Here is a 16,762-nt window from a genome sequence, read left to right as displayed (position 1 = left end):
AGGTTCCGATCAGGTTCCGATCAGGTTCCGGATCAGGAGAGTCCGGGCATCACCTCGGCCGCGAGCCGCTCCATCTGGTCGCGGTCGTCGAACAGCGGATTGAGCACGATCATCTGCGCGCCCGCGTCGGCCACCTCCCGCAGGCCGGCCACGCAGTCACCGGGCGTACCGGCCACCGCGACCGCGGCCAGGTCGGTGCGCCCGTAGATGCGGGTGAGGGCGTCGGCGATCCGGCCCTGGGCCCGCTCGGCGTCGTCGTCCACCGCGATGTAGACCCGCTTGGCGATCGGGAACCCCGCCGGATCCCGCTGCTGCTCGGCCAGCGCCTCCCGGAGCACCTGGACCTGCTCCACGAACTGCGCGGTGGTCGAGGACCCGGCGCCGATGAAGGCGTCACCCAGCCGGACGGCACGCCGTACCGCGTTCGGGTGCGAACCCCCGAACCAGATCGGCGGGTGCGGACGCTGACGCGGCTTGGGCTCCATGACCGCGTCGCGCAACTGCCAGAAGCGCCCGTCGAAGTTGACCTTGGGCTGCGTCCACAGCTCGTTCATCAGCCGCAGGCCCTCGACGAAGCGGGCGGTCAGCGTGTCCGGATCGACGCCGAACGCCGACAACATGCGCCCCCGCCCGCCGATGCCGACGCCCACGTCCAGGCGACCCAGGCTGAGCTGGTCGAGCGTGGCGACGCTCTTGGCCAGATGCGCCGGACTGTGCAACGCACTGATCAGCACCGCACACCCCAGCCGGATCCGGCTGGTGCAGGCCGCCGCGTAACTGAGCGTCTCCATCGGCCCGAGCCCGGGCGAGCCGAGCACCCCTTCCGTGGTCCAGGCACCCTCGAAACCGAGCGCCTCGGCGCGCGTGAGGTACTCACGGAACCCCACCGAATCGAACGAACCACTGCTGACGGCCTGTGGCATGGAGATCGCGAATCGCATGTTCGAACCCTACAAGGGCGCATTCCCCAACCTCCGGAGGGGCCCGCCCGGGGTGCCCCCCACCACCCGTCCCCGTTGCCGCAACACTCCCGGCCCCCAGAGACGGAACCGGCCTCCGCGACCGGGCCGCCATTGTGCAACCGATGGTTGCGAATTGGTGGAACGCGCGCTAGTGTGAAGCGCAACCAAACATTGCGCATGGAGATGAGTGAAGAGCATGGAGTACGGCAGCATCGAACGCGAGATTCACATCGACGCCTCGCCAGAGGTGGTGTTCGAGGTCGTCAGCCGTCCCGAGCACATCATGGAGTGGTGGGCCGACGAGGCCGACTTCGAGGCGACGCCCGGCTCGATCGGTGAGCTCGCCTGGGGTGACCGGGAGAACGTCGTCCCGATGAGCGTGGTGAAGGTGGACCCGCCTCGGCTCTTCTCGTTCCGCTGGTGCTACGCCGACGGCAAGGTGGACGACCTCGCCAACGCGCTGCTGGTCACCTTCGAACTCATCCCCTCCGGCACCGGCACGACGGTCCGGCTCACCGAAACCGGGTTCCGGGAGATGGGCTGGGAGGAGGCCAAGCTGGCGGCGCAGTACCAGGACCATGTCGTCGGCTGGAACACCTACATCCCCGGGCTCGGGGAGTACGCCGCGCGGCTGGTGTCCGCCCGGTGAGCTCCGCGGTCGACGACGACCTGTGGTCCGCGATCGGAGACCCGACCCGTCGCCGGATCCTCGACCTGCTCCTGGCGGACGGCGACGGCACCGCCACCAGCCTCAGCGAGCGGTTACCGGTGACCCGGCAGGCCATCGCGAAACACCTCGGCGTGCTCGACCGCGTCGGTCTGGTGCACGCGTCACCTGCCGGACGAGAAAGGAGATACCGCGTGGACGAGGCCCAGCTCGCCCGGGCGGTCGCCCAGTTGTCCTCCGTGGGGTCGGCGTGGGACGCCAGGCTCCGGCGCATCAAGCGGATCGCCGAGGCGATCCAACGCAGCGCGCAGCAGTGAACAGCGCTTAACAGCGAACAGCGAACAGCGCACAACAGTGAACCCTTGTCCAACCTCAAGTTCGCCGGTCGCGGGCGCGGCCTGAGCCGCCGCGCCCGCTTGACCAGACGTGCCGACGTGACGTCGGCACCGGCCCGAGGTTGATGAAGCCGCCTTCCCGTCTGGTCCCGACGACCGGTTGAAAAGGGTTCGGCGAATCCTGGAAAGAAGGAATTGAAATGGTGGACATTCTGCATCGCGTGGGCATCAAGTCGTCCGTCGCCGAGGTCTATTCGGCGCTCACCACCACCGAGGGGCTCGCCGCCTGGTGGACGGGCAACGTGCGAGGCGACGGCGGAGACCTCGGCGACGTGCTCGAATTCCGGTTCGGTGCCGGCGGCTTCAACATGAAGGTCCGCGAACTCGTCCCGGGCAAGCGCGTCTCGTGGGAAGTGGTCGACGGGCCGCAGGAATGGGTCGGCACTCACGTGCACTTTGACCTCGACCAGGCCGAGGAGTACGCCGTCGTCCTCTTCAAGCACGAAGGCTGGCGGGAGCCGGTGGAGTTCATGCACCACTGCAGCACCAAGTGGGCCGTCTTCCTGATGAGCCTGAAGTCCTTGGTCGAAACCGGCAAGGGCGCCCCCGAACCGTACGACGTCAAGATCGACAACTGGAACTGACGCCCAGCCGAACCCATCCCCTCACGTCCGTCCGCGGCACCCATACCCGCGGGACCGCCGCGCGAAGACCGAGCCGTCCACGGTGGACATCACGAACGCGGGGCCGCCGTATGTCCGGCCGGTGATGCCAGAGGCCGCACCGGCGCCCGCGCTGTCCCAGTTCTCAGGCAGTTCGACCACCGCCCACACGAGTTCCCCGGGCTCCTCGTCGTCCTGGTAGGGAGCCTCGGCCGTCCACTCTATGCCTGTGGCGCGCTTCGGATCATCCGCCGCTCGGTCAGCGCGCCCAGGGCGGGGTGAGGCGTTCGGTGGCCTTGGGGGCCAGGTCGCCGGCGTCGGAGGCGGTTTCGCCCGAGGGGTTGTAGGCGCGGGTGCCGGCCGGGGCGGTGACGATGGCGGTGAAGCCGTCTTCCGGGTGTGCGTCCATCTGGCGGAAGGCGTCGGCGGGGAAGACCACGGTGTCGCCGGGCTCGACGGTGAGGTGGTGGCCGCCGAGGTCGATGGTGGCGGTGCCGGACAGGAAGGTCCAGATCTGCTCGGTGTCGAAGGCGTGCGGCGGGCCCTGCCTGCCGGGCTTGAACTCGACGTGCCACATGGCCATGCCCGCGCCACCCTGGGTGGGTGAGGCGAGGGTGGTCATGATGCCGTTGGGTGTTTCGGTACGGCGGCGCTCGGTGTGACGGATGACGGTCATCTGGGTGTCTCCCTAAGATGGTCAATGTGGTTGCCCATATAGTCAACGAGGTTGTCTTTCATGTCAAGTGAGACCCCCGGGTTCGAGCTGCCGATGCGGCTGCTGCTCGGCTTCCGCGTGATCATCGACGAGCTGCACCTGGAGCTGGCCGTGCAGGGACACCCCGACATGCGCCCGCTGCACGGCTTCGTGTTCCAGGCGATCGGCCCGTCCGGCGCCACGGCGGTGGAGCTGGGCCGCAGGCTGGGGGTGTCCAAGCAGGCGGCGGGCAAGATGGTGGAGACTCTGGAACGGCTCGGCTACGTCGAGCGCGCCGACGACCCGCTGGACGGCCGCCGCAAGATCGTCCGGCTGACCGCCCACGCGGTGGACGCCCTCGCCCGCTCCGAGCGCATCTTCGACCGCATCCGCGCCCGCTGGGCCGACACCCTCGGCCCCGGCCGCCTGGACGCCCTGGAGGACGACCTCCGCAAGGTCACCCCACCCGAAGTCTTCCGCCTGGACATCCCGCACTGGTTCGGCATGTCCTGAGGACACGCCGAACCAGCGCGGCTCTAAAGATCGCGAAGATGTCCGAGGTCGACGTGGACCATCAGCGGTGTGAGCTTTCGCTGCAGGGAGCGGAGGGTCTTGATGGTCCACGCGTCCGTGAGGCCCGTCGTGGTCGCCCACTCATAGCCCGATCCCATCGTGTCGCTGGTGAACGCGGTCTCCGTGGCGAGGACGGCCCGTGCCCAATCGGCGGCGGTCAGCCCGCCGCCATCGGTGAGCGCCGCGCGGATGCGCAGGCATTCCGTGGTCATGCCCGTGACGCCGTCGAAACCCATCGCGATTGCATAGGCGTCCGTGCAGCGGGCAGGGCCGGCCCATTCCATGAGCCCTTTCAGGAGGAGGGCCTCCTCGTCTTGGGAAAGGTTTGGTCGAACCAGCCCTGCATTTGACATGTGCTAACTCAGCCCTTCCCAGTACTCGTCGAGTGTGTCCTTCGCTCTCTTGAAGACCGTACCTCCGTCAGGGTTGCTTGGATCGAAGATCACGATGGTTCCGTCCTCTCCGAGATAGGCCATTCTTCCGCCGCGGAGCTCCTTGGTCTTAACCGGGTTGCGCATCACGTTCTTCACATGTTCCGTGAGGTCGTCGAGCGACATTCCCGGGAAATCTTTCGCATGCTTGTTGCCGGCATGCCCGCGCGCGATGTCCTCGGCGTACTCCAGATGCCAGCACGCCGTGTTGTGGACGAGGACCGCCGCGGAACCCGCCCCGACATGATAGGTCTGGACGCTCGCGACCGTGAGATTGTGGACCCGCTGGTAGGCGGGCCGGATGGTCACAGCGGAGACCTTGACGGTGGTGCCGATCGCCGTGCGCAGCCGGTCGTTCGGGCGGAGTTCGTCGGCGGCCGCCCAGGCGCGCCGATCGGGCCGCCAGAACGGGTGCTCGTCGGTCGCGATGATGACGCCAGTGTCGTCACCCCGGGCACCGTCGGTGTCCACGGTGATCCGGACGAGCCGCTTGACCCCTTCGCTGCTGATGACGGCCAGGATCGGCTGAGCCTTGGTCTTCCCGGTCTTCGGATCGGTCGCGGCCACCTGGTCGCCGACCTTGACCTCCTCGATGGGTTTGTAGCGGCCATCGGCCATTAGGACGGGAGTGCCTGGCACAAAACTGCTTTTACATGCCCTCTTGGCGGCGTTGACCGCGTTCTGAGCGGCTTTCACCTCATCCTTGGACTTGCCCCACGCCTTGTAGGCGTTGTAGGCCTTCTCGATGAGGTTCTTCGCCTTGGCCACCACATTGGCGAGCTTCTTCCACTTCCAGGGCAGGCCGTATTTCGCCACCAGTTTTCCGGCGATGCCGCCCGCCAGGCTGCCCAGGATGTTCAGCGCCGTTTGTGAGCAGGCGCCGAGGTCTCCAGTGGTGAAGCATTTGATGCCGTCGGTGATGCCCAGCTCGTCGGCGGCGAGCTTGCCCAGTTCGAGCAGTGCGTCGAGGAACGCCTTCCACTCCGCGTCGCGCCGTCGTTCCGCCTCGCGGAGACGGTTCTCGGCGCATTTGACCTTGCCGAACTTCCGCGCGCACTGGTCCTGCATGCACGTCTTGTAATCGGAGTCCTGTGGGCTGCAGGGATTGAGCCCGGTGGGGTCGGACAGGCCGATCGGGTTGTTGCCCGCGTAACTGTAGGGATTGGCCCAGGTCGGCGTCGCCATGTCCAGCAGCGGGTCGGTGGAGACGAACCGGCCGACGACCGGGTCGTAGTAGCGGGCCGACAGGTAGTCCAGGCCGGTGGAGGCGTCCTCGATCTTGCCGAGGAAGCCGCGGTCGGTGAACGGCAGGTCGTCGGCGCCTCTGCGCTGGCCGAACGGGAGGTAGCGTTCGCGGCTGACGGTTCCGGTGGCGTCGTCGACGGCGACCTGCTGGCTGCCGTGCTGGCCGGTGGCCAGCCAGGTGAGGCCCCGCCCGGTGGCGCGCATCGCGACCACCGACTCGTCGGGCGTGCTGTAGTACCGCTTGGCGGTGACCAGTCCTCCGGACAGCTCGACTTCCATGGAGCCCAGGTAGAGGGTGGTCTTGCCGTCCGGGGTGCGGCGGATGAGCCGTTCGCCGTTGGCGTCGTAGACCATCGAGGTGTCCTGGCCGTCGATGGTGGCCTTGGTCAGCTCGCCGAGTTCGTTCCACTCGAAGGCGCCGGACTTGCCGTCCTGGTCGCGTGAGATCAACTGCCCCGCGTTGTCGTACCGGAAGGTGTCGGTGCCGCCGGGCCGCTCGATGGAGCCGACCGCGTTGGGCCGTACTGCGTTCGCCCCGGCTGCGGCGTAGCGGTAAGTGGAGGTTCGGCCCGCGTCGGTCTTGGTGGTGATGTTGCCGACCGTGTCGTAGGTGAACCGCTGGTCGTAGGGGTCGACGCCGCGCCCGTCCGGCGTACCTGCGCAGGAAGAGGCGGTCGTGGTGTAGGCGGCCGACAGTTGGTGCCGTCCGTCGTAGGTGAAGCATTCCGACTGACCCTCGGTGCTCCCGGGGATGGCGGAGGCGGCGTCCAGGATGCGGGTGACCTCGCCGGAGACGTCGTAGGTGAACCGGTCGTCCTGGGCGGTGCGGGGGGTGGTCGTGTCGGCTTGGGCGGTGGTGGTCACCCGGTTGAGCCGTCCGGTTCCCTCGTCCCACACCAGGCCGCGCTTGACCTGCCCGCGTTCGCCGTAGGCGCGCTCGCTGAGTCTGCCGGTGGCGGTGTAGGAGGTGTCCTTGACGTAGGTGAAACCGCCGCCGAAGTCGGAGGTGAGGCCCTTGGCCAGGCCGAGTTCGGTGTAGCTGGAGGTCACCGTCTCGGCGGGCAGGCCGCCCGCGGCGGGCATTCCCATTCGCTCGATGTCGCCGGCGGCGTTGTAGGCGGCGGTGAAGGTGTACTGCCCGGCCAGTGCTCCTTCCTCGGCCGGGATGACCAGGGTGGAGCCGGTGGGGCGGCCGAGTGCGTCATAGCCGAGGACCCGGTTGGTGTAGGCACGGCCATCGGTGAATCGGGTGGCACTGGTCAGCGCGCCCTTGGACAGGGTGTCGTAGGTCCATTCGGCGAGCTTGACGCCGGAGTCCGGCTCGCCCGCCCACTGGCCGGTCCTGCGGCCGATGTCGTCGTAGCGATAGGAGACCTTGGTCCCGTTGCCGTCTCTGGACCAGGTCACCCGCCCCGCCGCGTCGTACTGCTGACGGGTGTCCCCGGCGTCGGGATCGTGGATGAGGGTACGCAGGCCGCGCAGATCGTAGGTGAACGTGCGGACGTTGCCCTTGGCGTCCGTCATCGAGGTCAGCCAGCCGTTGCGGTCATAGGCATAGGCCGTGTCGTGATGTGTGGCGGTGTCCGCCCATTCCTCGATCTTGACGACCTGGTCCGCGATGTCGGTGTGGTAGACGGTCTTGGCCCCGGTGGGCGGCTGCATCTCGTACCTGTCGCCGTAGTGGCGAGTAGTGGTGCGGCGTAGTTCGCGTGAGCCCGTGTAGTCGATTGTCGCGGTGGGTCGCGCGAGCCCGTCGTAGACGGTTCGGGTCCACTGCGGCAGGTCGGTCAGGGCGGGGTTGAGCAGACCGGAACCGGGGGCCGCGGTGTTGTGGGCGGGCTCGGATACCACCGTTCGCTGCCCGCGTCCGTCATAGGTGGTGACGTTGACCATGCGGCCCCCGGCAGGGGAGTCGGCCTGCCGCTCGCGGGGACGGCCCCAGCCGTCGATGTAGGTGTGCGTGGTACCCCAGACGGCGCCGCCGCCGCTGCCGGACCGCAGGTTGCTCAGCGTGGTGCGCGCGGGGGCGGTGGGCTGGCCGAGGGTGCCGTCGAACGAGACCGTGTAGCCGATCTTGGCGGCCGGAGTGCCGCCGGTGCGCGGCTGCAGCGGCGTCCACAACTGGACGGTGCGCCCGGCGGCGTCGTAGTCGACCTGCGTGTCGTCGCCGTCGGCGTCGCGGATGCCGCTTGCCTGGCCGTGCGACGCGGAGGGCCAGGTGGTGACGGCGTGGCCGAGCGGGTTGGTGACGGTGATGCCGTTGGACGGCCAGCCGGTGGCCGGGGCGTAGGCGGTGGTGGTCACCTTTCCAACCGCATCAGTGGCCGAGATCGGCCGGCCGTACCCGTCGAAGGTGGCCTTGGTCGTGGAGTACTCCGAGGTGCTGGAGTGGACGCGGCTTTGGGTGGGGTTGCCCCGAGTGGGGGTGTTGGCAGCCGGGTCGGTCGCGCCGTCGTACAGGATGGTGGTCCTGCCGAGCACCTCGCCCGCCGCGCAGTCGTCACCGGCGCGGCGTTCCTCACCGGCGGGGAGGCTGAGCATCCATTTGCCGGTGTTGCGGGCGTAGGTGGTGAGCCGGCAGACGTTGTCGGCGGCGGTGGCGGTGTCACCGAGATCGTTCAGCTTGGACGGCAGGCCGTAGGAGTCGTACGTGAACCGCTGCTCGGTGCGGCGCCATCCGGCGGTGACCCTCTCCCGGTTGTAGGTGGCGCTGGTGTTGATCATCAGCGGGTCGTAGATGCCGGGGCCGGTGCCGGTCGAGGTGCGGACGTACTCGTGGCGGGTGGAGCTGACCTCCTCATAGCCGCCGGGCCCGACACCGGAACCCGGGCCCGGGCTGGTCGGCGTCGGGGTGGCACCGCCGCCGCCCCCGCTCGCGCAGTCGCCGAGGTCCTTCCAGGCCGAGTTGGTGCCGGGTTCGTTGACCGTGGGGCCCACGGCCTCCCAGTGGTGGTTCTTCCAGGTGACCCGGTCGCCCTTGACGTAGAACCCGAGCGACCACCTCGCGTAGGTACACCCGGCCGCGAGCGCGGCGAGCGCGCCCGAGGTGACGGTGGTCGCGCGGAGTGTCTGTTCCTGGAGGATGCGTCCGGAGAGAACGCGCAGGTCGTTGTGCGTGTTGCCGTCGAAGTCGGTGACGGTGGTGTGCTTGGGGGTGCCGTCGGAGCGTGGGTCGTCGTACATGCCCCGGAAGTAGGTGGCGCTGGTGACGCTGTAGTCGTCGGCCGCCGGGCCGTCGCCGACGATCGTGCGGACGGTGCCGTAGCCGCGGAAGTCGTCCCAGTCCTCGTTCAGCTGCTTGCAGTACTGGTTGGACGGCTGGCCGCAGAAGATCCCGTCAGTGGTCTCCACGTCGTTGTAGTTGAAAGGTCGCGCCCAGGCCGGAGTGCCGACGTACTGGTAGCGGGTCGTCACATCGGGGGAGCCGCCGACCAGGTCCTTGTCCGTGACCTGCGTGGCCAGCCACTTCATGTAGACGGCGTACGCGGTATGCGACATGCCGGCGTCGTCGTAGTAGCTGCCGAGTGTGGCCTGGTAGCAGTCGCGGGCGTTGTTGTCCCAGCCTGTGGTCGGGTAGCCGGACGGCACAGGGCAGGGGTTGGCCTGGCCGTAGGAGATGTCGGTGCGCCCGCCGAGACCGTTGTAGATCGCCGAGATCCGGGGGAACCGCAGCCTGGACTTGCCCTGGCCGCTGTTGTAGTCGGCGCGGTTGTCCAGCAGGGTGGCCTCGAAGTCGACCGGCGGCAGCGGGATGTCCGGGCCGTTCCCGGCCAGGCCGACCGGGCGGATGGTGTCCAGCCACAGCACCGGCGCTGACGGCGGGAGCGGCTCGATGATCTCCGTGTAGACCCACTTGTAGCCGAGTTCAAGCCGGGTGACCTCGTCCCACGCACCGGCCGCGCCGGCCGTGGAGGTGACGATCGTGTTCAGCCGCTTGGAGGTGAAGAACGTCGGGCCCTTGTCGTCACAGGCGGTCACCACATCCGGTGACCGGGGCGCGCAGTCCAGATCGGTGGGGGTGTCGTTGTCCCACGGCGCTCCCGAGCGGGGCGGCGTGCCGCGATCGACCGCGTTGAAGGTGACCCGCGCGGTCGGCGTGCTCCCGGCGATCAGCTTGTTGTGGCCGTACTCGACCTGCTGGAGGTAGCCGCCACGGTCGTAGGGCACCCGCGCCTCGTTCGGATCCCATGGCCCGCCGGGGTTGCACAACGCGCCGGGGACCATGCAGTACCAGTTCTCCTCGCGGAAGTAGCGGTAGTCCACGAGGTTGGCGTTGGTGTCCACCTCCTGGTCCATGTTCCAGCGCCAGGGGGCGAAGCAGCGTTCCGACGGGTACTTGTCACGACACGGTTCGCCGTTGTCGTCGCCGAAGTACGCGGTCTGCCACATCGAGTCGCGCCGGTAGCCGAACCGGTAGGCGGTGCCGTCGGTCGTGGTGACCAGCCAGTACGGCTGCTGCGTCACGTCCGAGGTGAGCCGCTCGATCTTCCAGCCGTAGTCGTCGGCGGTCTTGTACGTGCCCGTCGCCTTGTCCTTGACGATGCTGGACGACTTGCCTTCAAGTGAGAGCACCAGGTTGGAGGTGGTGTAGTCGGTGGTGGCGGCGTCGCCGTCGTTCTCGTCGGGCGACTCCCAGCACAGGTCCTTCCAGTCGCGCTGGCTGCCCTTGCGGCTCTCGAAGGAGTCGTCGGCGCACGGCCGGAACCGCTGCTCGATGAAGCCGACTCCGAGGTCCCAGCCCATGCCGGCCACGGACGCCTGGTTGTTGGTGTAGTTGGTCAGGCCGTCGATCGCGGAGGACGAGTACGACAGGGCCAGTTGCGGGCCGGGGCCGTTCACGGACGGCGGCACGGTGATGGGGTAGGAGTAGTTGAACCCGCCGCCGGAGCTACCGGCCTGCCAGGTGCCGGCCGCCTTCAGGTCGGTCGCGGCGAAGTTGGTGATCCCGGAGCCGGGGTCCGCGGCCGCCGCGGCGACGGCCAGCACGTAGACCGAGTCGCCGACATCGACGGTCGCCTCGATCCGGCCGCTCGCCCGGTCGTTGCGGATCGGGACCGTGCGCGCCGACCGCGCGCAGGTGGCGGCGGGCTGTGCGGCGAGCGCACAGGCGGGGAACTGGAGCAGGCTGAGCCGGGATGCCGCGCCTGACGGCAGCGCGTCCCGGAAGCCCGCGTACGAGAGCCCCAGCCGAACCTTGCCGGTGCCGGTGCCTGTGTTGGTGGTGCTTGTGGCGCCGTCGGCGCGTGCCGTCCGGACGGCGACGCCGATGCCGCCGAGCCGCTTGGCGACGTCCGCGCCATAGCTCTGCACCCGCACCTTCGCCGGGCCCTTCGCATCGACGGCGGCGACGGTGACCGGAGACGCTTGGACCGGTGTCGGCTTCGCCGCCACGGCCACGTCCCCGGTCACGGGTTTGGGCCAGGCCGGTGGGGCCTTGTCCTGGGATGGTGGGGGAGGTGTGTCCTCCGCTCCGGTCGTGTCGGCGACCTGCTGAATCTCCCGGCCGTCGATTGATTTCTCCGGACGATTGTTGTCAGAGGGAATATCGCTCAGTACCACGGTTCCGGCCACGCCGACCGCGGCCACCAATAGGCAGATCAACCATAAACGCGCACGCGAGAACACGTCGCTGCCCCCAGTGAAGTGGATGCCACCTGCTCGGCCCTGTCGGCCGACGCGTGCGGCATAAGGTCCAAATAAAGGTGATCACTCGGAATATCGGCGAGCGACGATCAAAGGTCAATGCAATCGGGGTGACCCTCCGACCACGAAGCGCGCAGGCCCAAAACCGCCGAGGTGTCAGGAGACGGATCTTCTGACAGGTCAGCCCATGGGTGGATTCGCCATTGGGCCGCCCAAAAGGCCGTTGGTCACGATTCGGTGACGATGGCGACCGTGAGCTGGCGTCATGATTCGTGGCGTTAGGCGTGGTCGCCGTGAGAAAACGTGTTCACCTGGGCGGGTGTAGCAAGAAAACGTTTTCTTCATGACGCGGGTGTTCTGCGGCCGTCCCGGCGGTCCTGAACGTGGCCGTGCCTGGAGTGTGACGAGCGACTCCCGCCGCCGCGGGCGAGCCGGAAGGTGCGGAAGCCGTCACCTTCCCTGGCGGTGCGGCCATGCCCAAGGTATCTCGTATCGAGACGGTGCAAGCGACGGAGGGATCGCCACCATGGCCGAGGTGTACGTCACCGCAAAGGGCGACAAGTACCACAAGACCGAGAATTGCTGGGGTCTCATCGCCGGGCAGAAAAGCGGTGAAGGGCGATACGACCTACAGCCGATCGAGCCGAAAGAACTGGGCGACGCCATCGCGAACGGCTGGACCGCGTGCGGGACCTGCGGGGGAAGTTGACGGCCCGCCAGGAACGGCGGGCATGGCGAACACCGGCAGGGGATGCGGCAATGGGTTGATTCGCCAAATCCAGGTGTGACTCGTCGCGCGAATCGGTAGCGTGGGCGGCAGTTCACGAGACCCGATGAGGCGCGGGTCGAATGGGCGCCGGTGGTCTTTCGCATAGAGCCCTCCGGTGCCGTTTGACCAATCCGCGTCTTTCTGGCCTCGTGGGCCGGTCAGGTCTGGTGCCGGCACGGGTCGAAGCATGTCGGTTACCACTTCTACTGGGGAGGTCGCGGGTTCGATTCCCGCCTGGGCGGATCGAACAGAAGGAGCACACCATGGCACGTGATCCTCTCGCCGCCGTCTCAACCGTCGCGACCCCGCAGACGCAGCGCATTCCCGGCCGCACCGACCAGGTCCGCAACGCCGCCGGCGGCTACGTGTTCGCCAAGGACCTGTGGACCCGGGTGGAGGACTTCCTGATCCTCGGCACCACGGGCGGCACCTACTACGTGGGCGAGGACGAGCTCACCGCGGAGAACGCCGACGTGCTGTTCCAGGCGATCGCCTCGAACGGCCGGCGAGTCGTGGACCTCCTCGCGGAGATCTCCACCGCCCAGCCGCCGCGCGCTCCCAAGCAGCGCCCGGCCCTGTTCGCCCTGGCGGCCTGCTACGCGTGCGGAGACGCGAAGACCAGGCAGGCCGCCAAGGTCGCGCTGCCCCGCGTGGCTCGCACGACCGACCACCTCGCCCAGTTCTTCGGCTACTACAAGCACCTGGGCGGCAAGCCCACCGCCCGCGGCACGTCGCCCAGGGTCGGCCGGTCGCTGCGCACCGCGCTCGCGTCCTGGTTCCTCACCGGGACCGCCGACGATGTGGCGTTCAAGGCGTGCAAGGCGCGGCAGCGTAAGACGCCGCAGGGCGAGGCGTTCGACCTGCGTGACGTGCTGCGCATCGCCCATCCGGTCGCCGACTGGCCGCGGCGCAGGACGTTGTTCGGGTGGATCGCGGGGAACGTCTCCGACGACCAGGCCCGCGACGAACTGCCCGCGGTGGACCGGTTCCTGACGGCGAAGGCCGTCACCTCCCCGCAGGAGGCGGTTCGCGTCGTTACCGAGGCCCGGGTGCCGTGGGAGTTCCTCCCTGACGCGATGCTGCGCGAGCCCGCCGTGTGGGACGCCCTGGTGGACACCGTGGGGATGACCGCGCTGATCCGCAACCTGGCCCGGATGACCCGCATCGGCACGCTGGCTCCCATGGGCGATGCCACCCACCGGGCCGTGGCCCGGCTCACCGACGGCGAGGCGCTGCTCCGCGCCCGGATCCACCCGATGGACGCCTGGCTGGCCATGCGCGTCTACGCCTCCGGCCGTAGCCGGCCGAACCCGCGCGCCAAGGGGCACCGCTGGATCCCGGTCCCGGAGATCCTGGACGCGCTGGAGAAGACCTACGAACTGTCGTTCGGCGCTGTCAAGCCCACCGGAAAGCGGCTGCTCGTGGCGGTGGACTCCTCCGGATCCATGGGGCAGGGCGTCCACTCCGGCGGCTCCCGCGTTGGAACGGCCTACGAGGTGGGGTGCGCCATGGCCGTCATGCTCGCCCGCATCGAAAAGGACGGCGTGCACGTCATCGACGTCGACATGTCGGTGCACGCGTCCAAGGTGACCCGGCGGACGAACCTGCGCGAGATCGCCTCCTGGGTGCCTTCCGGCGGCGGGACGAACCTGGCGCTGCCGTTCAAGTGGGCGCGCCGCGAGAGGTTCGAAGCCGACGGCGTCGTGGTCTTCACCGACAACGAAACCTGGGCGGGCGACTCCCACCCCGCGCAGTCACTCGACGCCTACCGCAAAGCCATCAATGCCGACGTCCGGCTGGTGGTCGCGGCGATGACCCCGGCCGGATACTCCATCGGCGACCCGAACGACGCCAGAGTGCTCAACGTCGCCGGCCTGGACGCGTCACTGCCACTCGTCGTCAACGGATTCATCCGCTGACAGATGCACCCTTGATGGTGCGGAGGAAGGTGGCCCATTCGGTGCGGGTGAAGCGGAGGGTGGGGCCGTTGGGGTTCTTGCTGTCGCGTACGGCGATGATGTCTGGGAGGTTGGTGGCGACTTCGACGCAGTGCGCGCCGTTGGCTCCGGATGCTCGTGCTTTGCGCCAATCGGCGTGATCAAGCGTAGGGTCATCGTCCATCGCTCAGCGCATCCTTTATGAGCTGGATAGAAACGCCCCTGGGTTGTGCATCCGTGGCACATCCAGGACCGTCCGCAGTGGAGATCCACGGAGAGCACGGTGCGTAGGTGGCGTGCGGCTTTCGCCCGAGGCCGGCTCGAGGCGCTGGCCGACGGCGCGCGCTCGGCGACCCAAAGCGGAGCTGACAGTGCCGGAGCCCGAGCGGCCGTGCTGCTGCGATGGGCACTGCGGGCCAAGTCCGCGCAGGTCCTGGCGATGCGCGCGAAAATCGTGCTGGCTGCGCGGAGTAAGGACGACAAGCAGATCGCCGCTGAGTTGCGGGTGCATCCGGACACGGTCTCCAAATGGCGGCATCGGTTCCTGCGCCTGCGGCTGGACGGGCTGCTCGATGAGGCGCGCCCAGGCCGCCGCCCGCCGTCGATCAGCCTGGACCAGATCAAGCAGGTGGTGGTGGCCAAGCCGGAGGAGATACCAGCCGGCGCCGCCCCTGCGTGTGGCGCAGTTTATGCCACACGCAAGCCCCTAGTTAGAAGAGGAAGAATGAACTTTGCGGAATATGCCCGCTCGACGAAGGATCGATTGCGGCGCTTCGGTTTACTCGAGAGCTTCTGCGCCAACTGGTGCTCTGGTGTAGAGCACGAAGCTCTTGCGCGCATTCTGGGTGCTGATCTCACCACCGCTCAAGATCTCACGGTGGCACAGATGTTGTCGAGTTCGGCCGAGTTGGACCTCGCTGATGCGCAATGGAATTTTGCCCTGCTGGTCGGCCGGTTAGGCGAGTATAGTGTCGCCATGGCGCCATGGGGTGACGTCGCCATGGCGTCGGGCGTTACCAGGGCGAGCCGACTGGGTGTCCGATCCTTCGGGATCTATTGGACAATGAATGGCGCAGGACGATTTGCGGTAGCGAGCCATGGCGTTCTCGCGGTCGATTTCTCGTTGAATGATCCGGACAATCGCATTGGCGCGGACATCAGATGCTCAGACGCGGCTTTCGAGGATTTGCTAGGCGAGTTGACCGATGGCGAACGAGAGGCGGCCGCTATCTTGACGATAGAGAGGATCACCGGGGAGAGGATTACCGACGATTGGCTACAAAGTGTCCATCTCGGATATTTGGTGCCGCATACCGCATAAAGCCTTCCCGGGCCGTCCCTGGCCAACGCGCCGGCGGGCAGGCGGCCGAGTACGGGGACGGGGGGAACGCCTCGCAGGCGGTGCCGATGCGGCGCTATTCAAGCGGGCCAGGGCCTGTCTGGTCCGGGTACGGGCGTTCCAGCCGGTCACCAAGGTGCAGGGCGGCGTTGGCGGCATCCCCGACCTGGTCGGCCGCGATTTCACCACCGAGCGGCCGCTGACCAAGCTGGTCGGTGACATCAGCTACGTCCGAATGTGTAGGGGCTTCCTCTACCCGGCCACGGTCATTGACTGGCGCAGCAAGGCAATCCTGGGCTGGGCGGCGGCCGATCACTACCGTACCGACCGGTCAATGAGTTCGGCCTGCACTACGTCCCCGAGGGCGTCCCGGTCTCGTTGGATCTGGGCCTACTCCTGCGCGTACAACGTGCGGGCGACGTCGTACTCACCAGACTGATGTTCCTCGCCCGAGAGTGGGCCAAGGAGGAATAGGACAGCGTTCCCGGCTACGAATGGTCGAAGTTCTAAGCTCTGAGCCTGGTGTCCCGTCTCGCTCAGCTGTTCTTGATCATACGGTCGCCGCGAGGGCGAGCAGCAGGTACATATCGAACTGGTGGAGGTCGGCCTTGTCCATGCGCTTGATGGCCTCGATGCCGGAGCGAGCCGTATTGATATGGCTGATAGTAGCCGGGCGGTCACATCGAAGGCAGGGCCGTAGTCCGCGCCATGTCGGGCATCCAAAAGCTCATTGAAGGCGCTCGCCAGCACCTCTAGATCCGCCGGAACGTTTTTGTGAGCGGATCGATCAGAAGAAGCTGGACGGGATTAGGGGGTGTACGGTTTGCGCCGATGTCCACCACCCATCGACTGGCCTTCTTGAAATTGCCGTGGGCGTACCAGCGGCCGATGGCATGCTGATGCTCGATGGCCCCATTCCTCGCGGCACGCCTCGCGCCATGCTGAACAAGCTCATGAAAGAGCGCATAATAGGCCGTTGAGATGGCACGCCTCAGGTAAGCGGTCCGAGGCGGCCGCGTCCTGCGGTACGACCAGCGAGGGTGTCGGCCAGATGCAGACAGTCATCTGCTTTGAAGTCTCGCCTCACGGTCTACCCTGCTGATCCTTTGTCAAGGCATCGTCAATGGCGCCAGTGCTGTTGTCTTGCGGCGAATCGTCACTCTCTTTCCGAGCTTCAAAGTCTTCCTGGGTGAACAGGGTGACGTAAACATGCTCATCGATATCAAGTCCTGTCGCAAGCCTGTTCACCTCCTTACGCAGGGCATGCGTGAAATCGGCCGACCACCCATCTTCGTCCGGCGCGTCAAGAATGATCACGGCCTTGAGCGCTGCCTCGCCGTCAACGTCCAGGTGCGGCTCGATAAAAGCTCCCTGGATATTGGGCGCATCTGGAAGGCGCACGTTTCGGATCGCCTCGGCCAGGTCGTTCAAGGCCTTGTCTCGCCGTTTCATGCTCATGGTGACATCTTCGCACTTCCCGACTGCGATCAGAGGTAGGGCAACGG

The 16,762-nt window shown here is 67.4% G+C and carries 14 protein-coding genes; 8 read left to right on the top strand and 6 right to left on the bottom strand.

The annotated features are described in order from the left end of the window. Positions 1-32: 32 nt before the first annotated feature. Positions 33-941: an LLM class flavin-dependent oxidoreductase gene (locus tag P3X83_RS04380; RefSeq protein WP_277303547.1), complete on the bottom strand. Its 909-nt coding sequence runs from the start codon at positions 939-941 to the stop codon at positions 33-35. A 217-nt stretch (positions 942-1,158) separates the two neighbouring features. On the opposite strand from P3X83_RS04380, the gene P3X83_RS04375 reads away from it, so the two are divergent. The 3 genes from P3X83_RS04375 (at position 1,159) to P3X83_RS04365 (ending at position 2,608) form a co-directional block, all read left to right on the top strand. Beyond that, positions 1,159-1,611: an SRPBCC domain-containing protein gene (locus P3X83_RS04375; RefSeq protein ID WP_277303546.1), complete on the top strand. Its 453-nt coding sequence runs from the start codon at positions 1,159-1,161 to the stop codon at positions 1,609-1,611. Then, positions 1,608-1,946 (top strand): metalloregulator ArsR/SmtB family transcription factor, encoded by a 339-nt coding sequence (locus P3X83_RS04370; RefSeq protein ID WP_277303545.1) that lies wholly within the window; start codon positions 1,608-1,610, stop codon positions 1,944-1,946. Before P3X83_RS04375 ends, P3X83_RS04370 begins: the two co-directional genes overlap by 4 nt. A 218-nt stretch (positions 1,947-2,164) precedes the next feature. Beyond that, positions 2,165-2,608 carry an SRPBCC domain-containing protein gene (locus P3X83_RS04365; protein WP_277303544.1) on the top strand — a complete coding sequence of 148 codons (444 nt, stop codon included), beginning with the start codon at positions 2,165-2,167 and terminating at the stop codon, positions 2,606-2,608. A 277-nt stretch (positions 2,609-2,885) separates the two neighbouring features. On the opposite strand, the gene P3X83_RS04360 is transcribed toward P3X83_RS04365, so the two are convergent. Next, positions 2,886-3,302 (bottom strand): cupin domain-containing protein, encoded by a 417-nt coding sequence (locus P3X83_RS04360; protein ID WP_277303543.1) that lies wholly within the window; start codon positions 3,300-3,302, stop codon positions 2,886-2,888. Between the two features lie 60 nt (positions 3,303-3,362). Between P3X83_RS04360 and P3X83_RS04355 the strand changes: the two genes are divergently transcribed. Beyond that, complete coding sequence (locus P3X83_RS04355) at positions 3,363-3,833, top strand: MarR family winged helix-turn-helix transcriptional regulator (RefSeq protein WP_277303542.1); 471 nt, start codon at positions 3,363-3,365, stop codon at positions 3,831-3,833. Between the two features lie 23 nt (positions 3,834-3,856). Here P3X83_RS04355 and P3X83_RS04350 read toward each other — a convergent pair whose 3' ends face one another. Together P3X83_RS04350 and P3X83_RS04345 are read right to left on the bottom strand one after the other, a co-directional pair. After that, on the bottom strand, positions 3,857-4,177 hold the full coding sequence (locus tag P3X83_RS04350) for a hypothetical protein (protein WP_277303541.1): 321 nt from the start codon (positions 4,175-4,177) through the stop codon (positions 3,857-3,859). 72 nt (positions 4,178-4,249) lie between these two features. Beyond that, positions 4,250-10,978, bottom strand: a complete 6,729-nt coding sequence (locus P3X83_RS04345) for an RHS repeat-associated core domain-containing protein (RefSeq protein WP_277303540.1) — start codon at positions 10,976-10,978, stop codon at positions 4,250-4,252. Positions 10,979-11,738: 760 nt separating this feature from the next. Here P3X83_RS04345 and P3X83_RS04340 point away from each other — a divergent pair. Then, a complete protein-coding gene (locus tag P3X83_RS04340; protein ID WP_277303539.1) occupies positions 11,739-11,921 on the top strand; it encodes a hypothetical protein in 183 nt (60 codons plus the stop codon). A gap of 323 nt (positions 11,922-12,244) precedes the next feature. Further along, positions 12,245-13,900: a TROVE domain-containing protein gene (locus tag P3X83_RS04335; protein WP_277303538.1), complete on the top strand. Its 1,656-nt coding sequence runs from the start codon at positions 12,245-12,247 to the stop codon at positions 13,898-13,900. Here P3X83_RS04335 and P3X83_RS04330 read toward each other — a convergent pair. Beyond that, on the bottom strand, positions 13,890-14,102 hold the full coding sequence (locus tag P3X83_RS04330) for a DUF397 domain-containing protein (RefSeq protein ID WP_277303537.1): 213 nt from the start codon (positions 14,100-14,102) through the stop codon (positions 13,890-13,892). The genes P3X83_RS04335 and P3X83_RS04330 overlap by 11 nt on opposite strands. Positions 14,103-14,201: 99 nt before the next feature. Here P3X83_RS04330 and P3X83_RS04325 point away from each other — a divergent pair, with 99 nt between their 5' ends. Then, positions 14,202-15,239 carry a helix-turn-helix domain-containing protein gene (locus P3X83_RS04325; protein WP_277303536.1) on the top strand — a complete coding sequence of 346 codons (1,038 nt, stop codon included), beginning with the start codon at positions 14,202-14,204 and terminating at the stop codon, positions 15,237-15,239. A gap of 154 nt (positions 15,240-15,393) precedes the next feature. Beyond that, the gene (locus P3X83_RS04320; RefSeq protein ID WP_277303535.1) at positions 15,394-15,696 is read left to right on the top strand and encodes a hypothetical protein; all 303 of its coding nucleotides are present in this window, start codon (positions 15,394-15,396) and stop codon (positions 15,694-15,696) included. A gap of 644 nt (positions 15,697-16,340) precedes the next feature. Here the strand turns inward: P3X83_RS04320 and P3X83_RS04315 are convergent. Beyond that, complete coding sequence (locus P3X83_RS04315; protein ID WP_277303534.1) at positions 16,341-16,715, bottom strand: hypothetical protein; 375 nt, start codon at positions 16,713-16,715, stop codon at positions 16,341-16,343. Positions 16,716-16,762 lie beyond the last annotated feature (47 nt).

This window comes from Spongiactinospora sp. TRM90649, assembly GCF_029382225.1.
In the GTDB taxonomy this organism is placed as follows: Bacteria; Actinomycetota; Actinomycetes; order Streptosporangiales; family Streptosporangiaceae; genus Spongiactinospora.
This window is presented reverse-complemented; position numbering and strand designations above follow the sequence as displayed.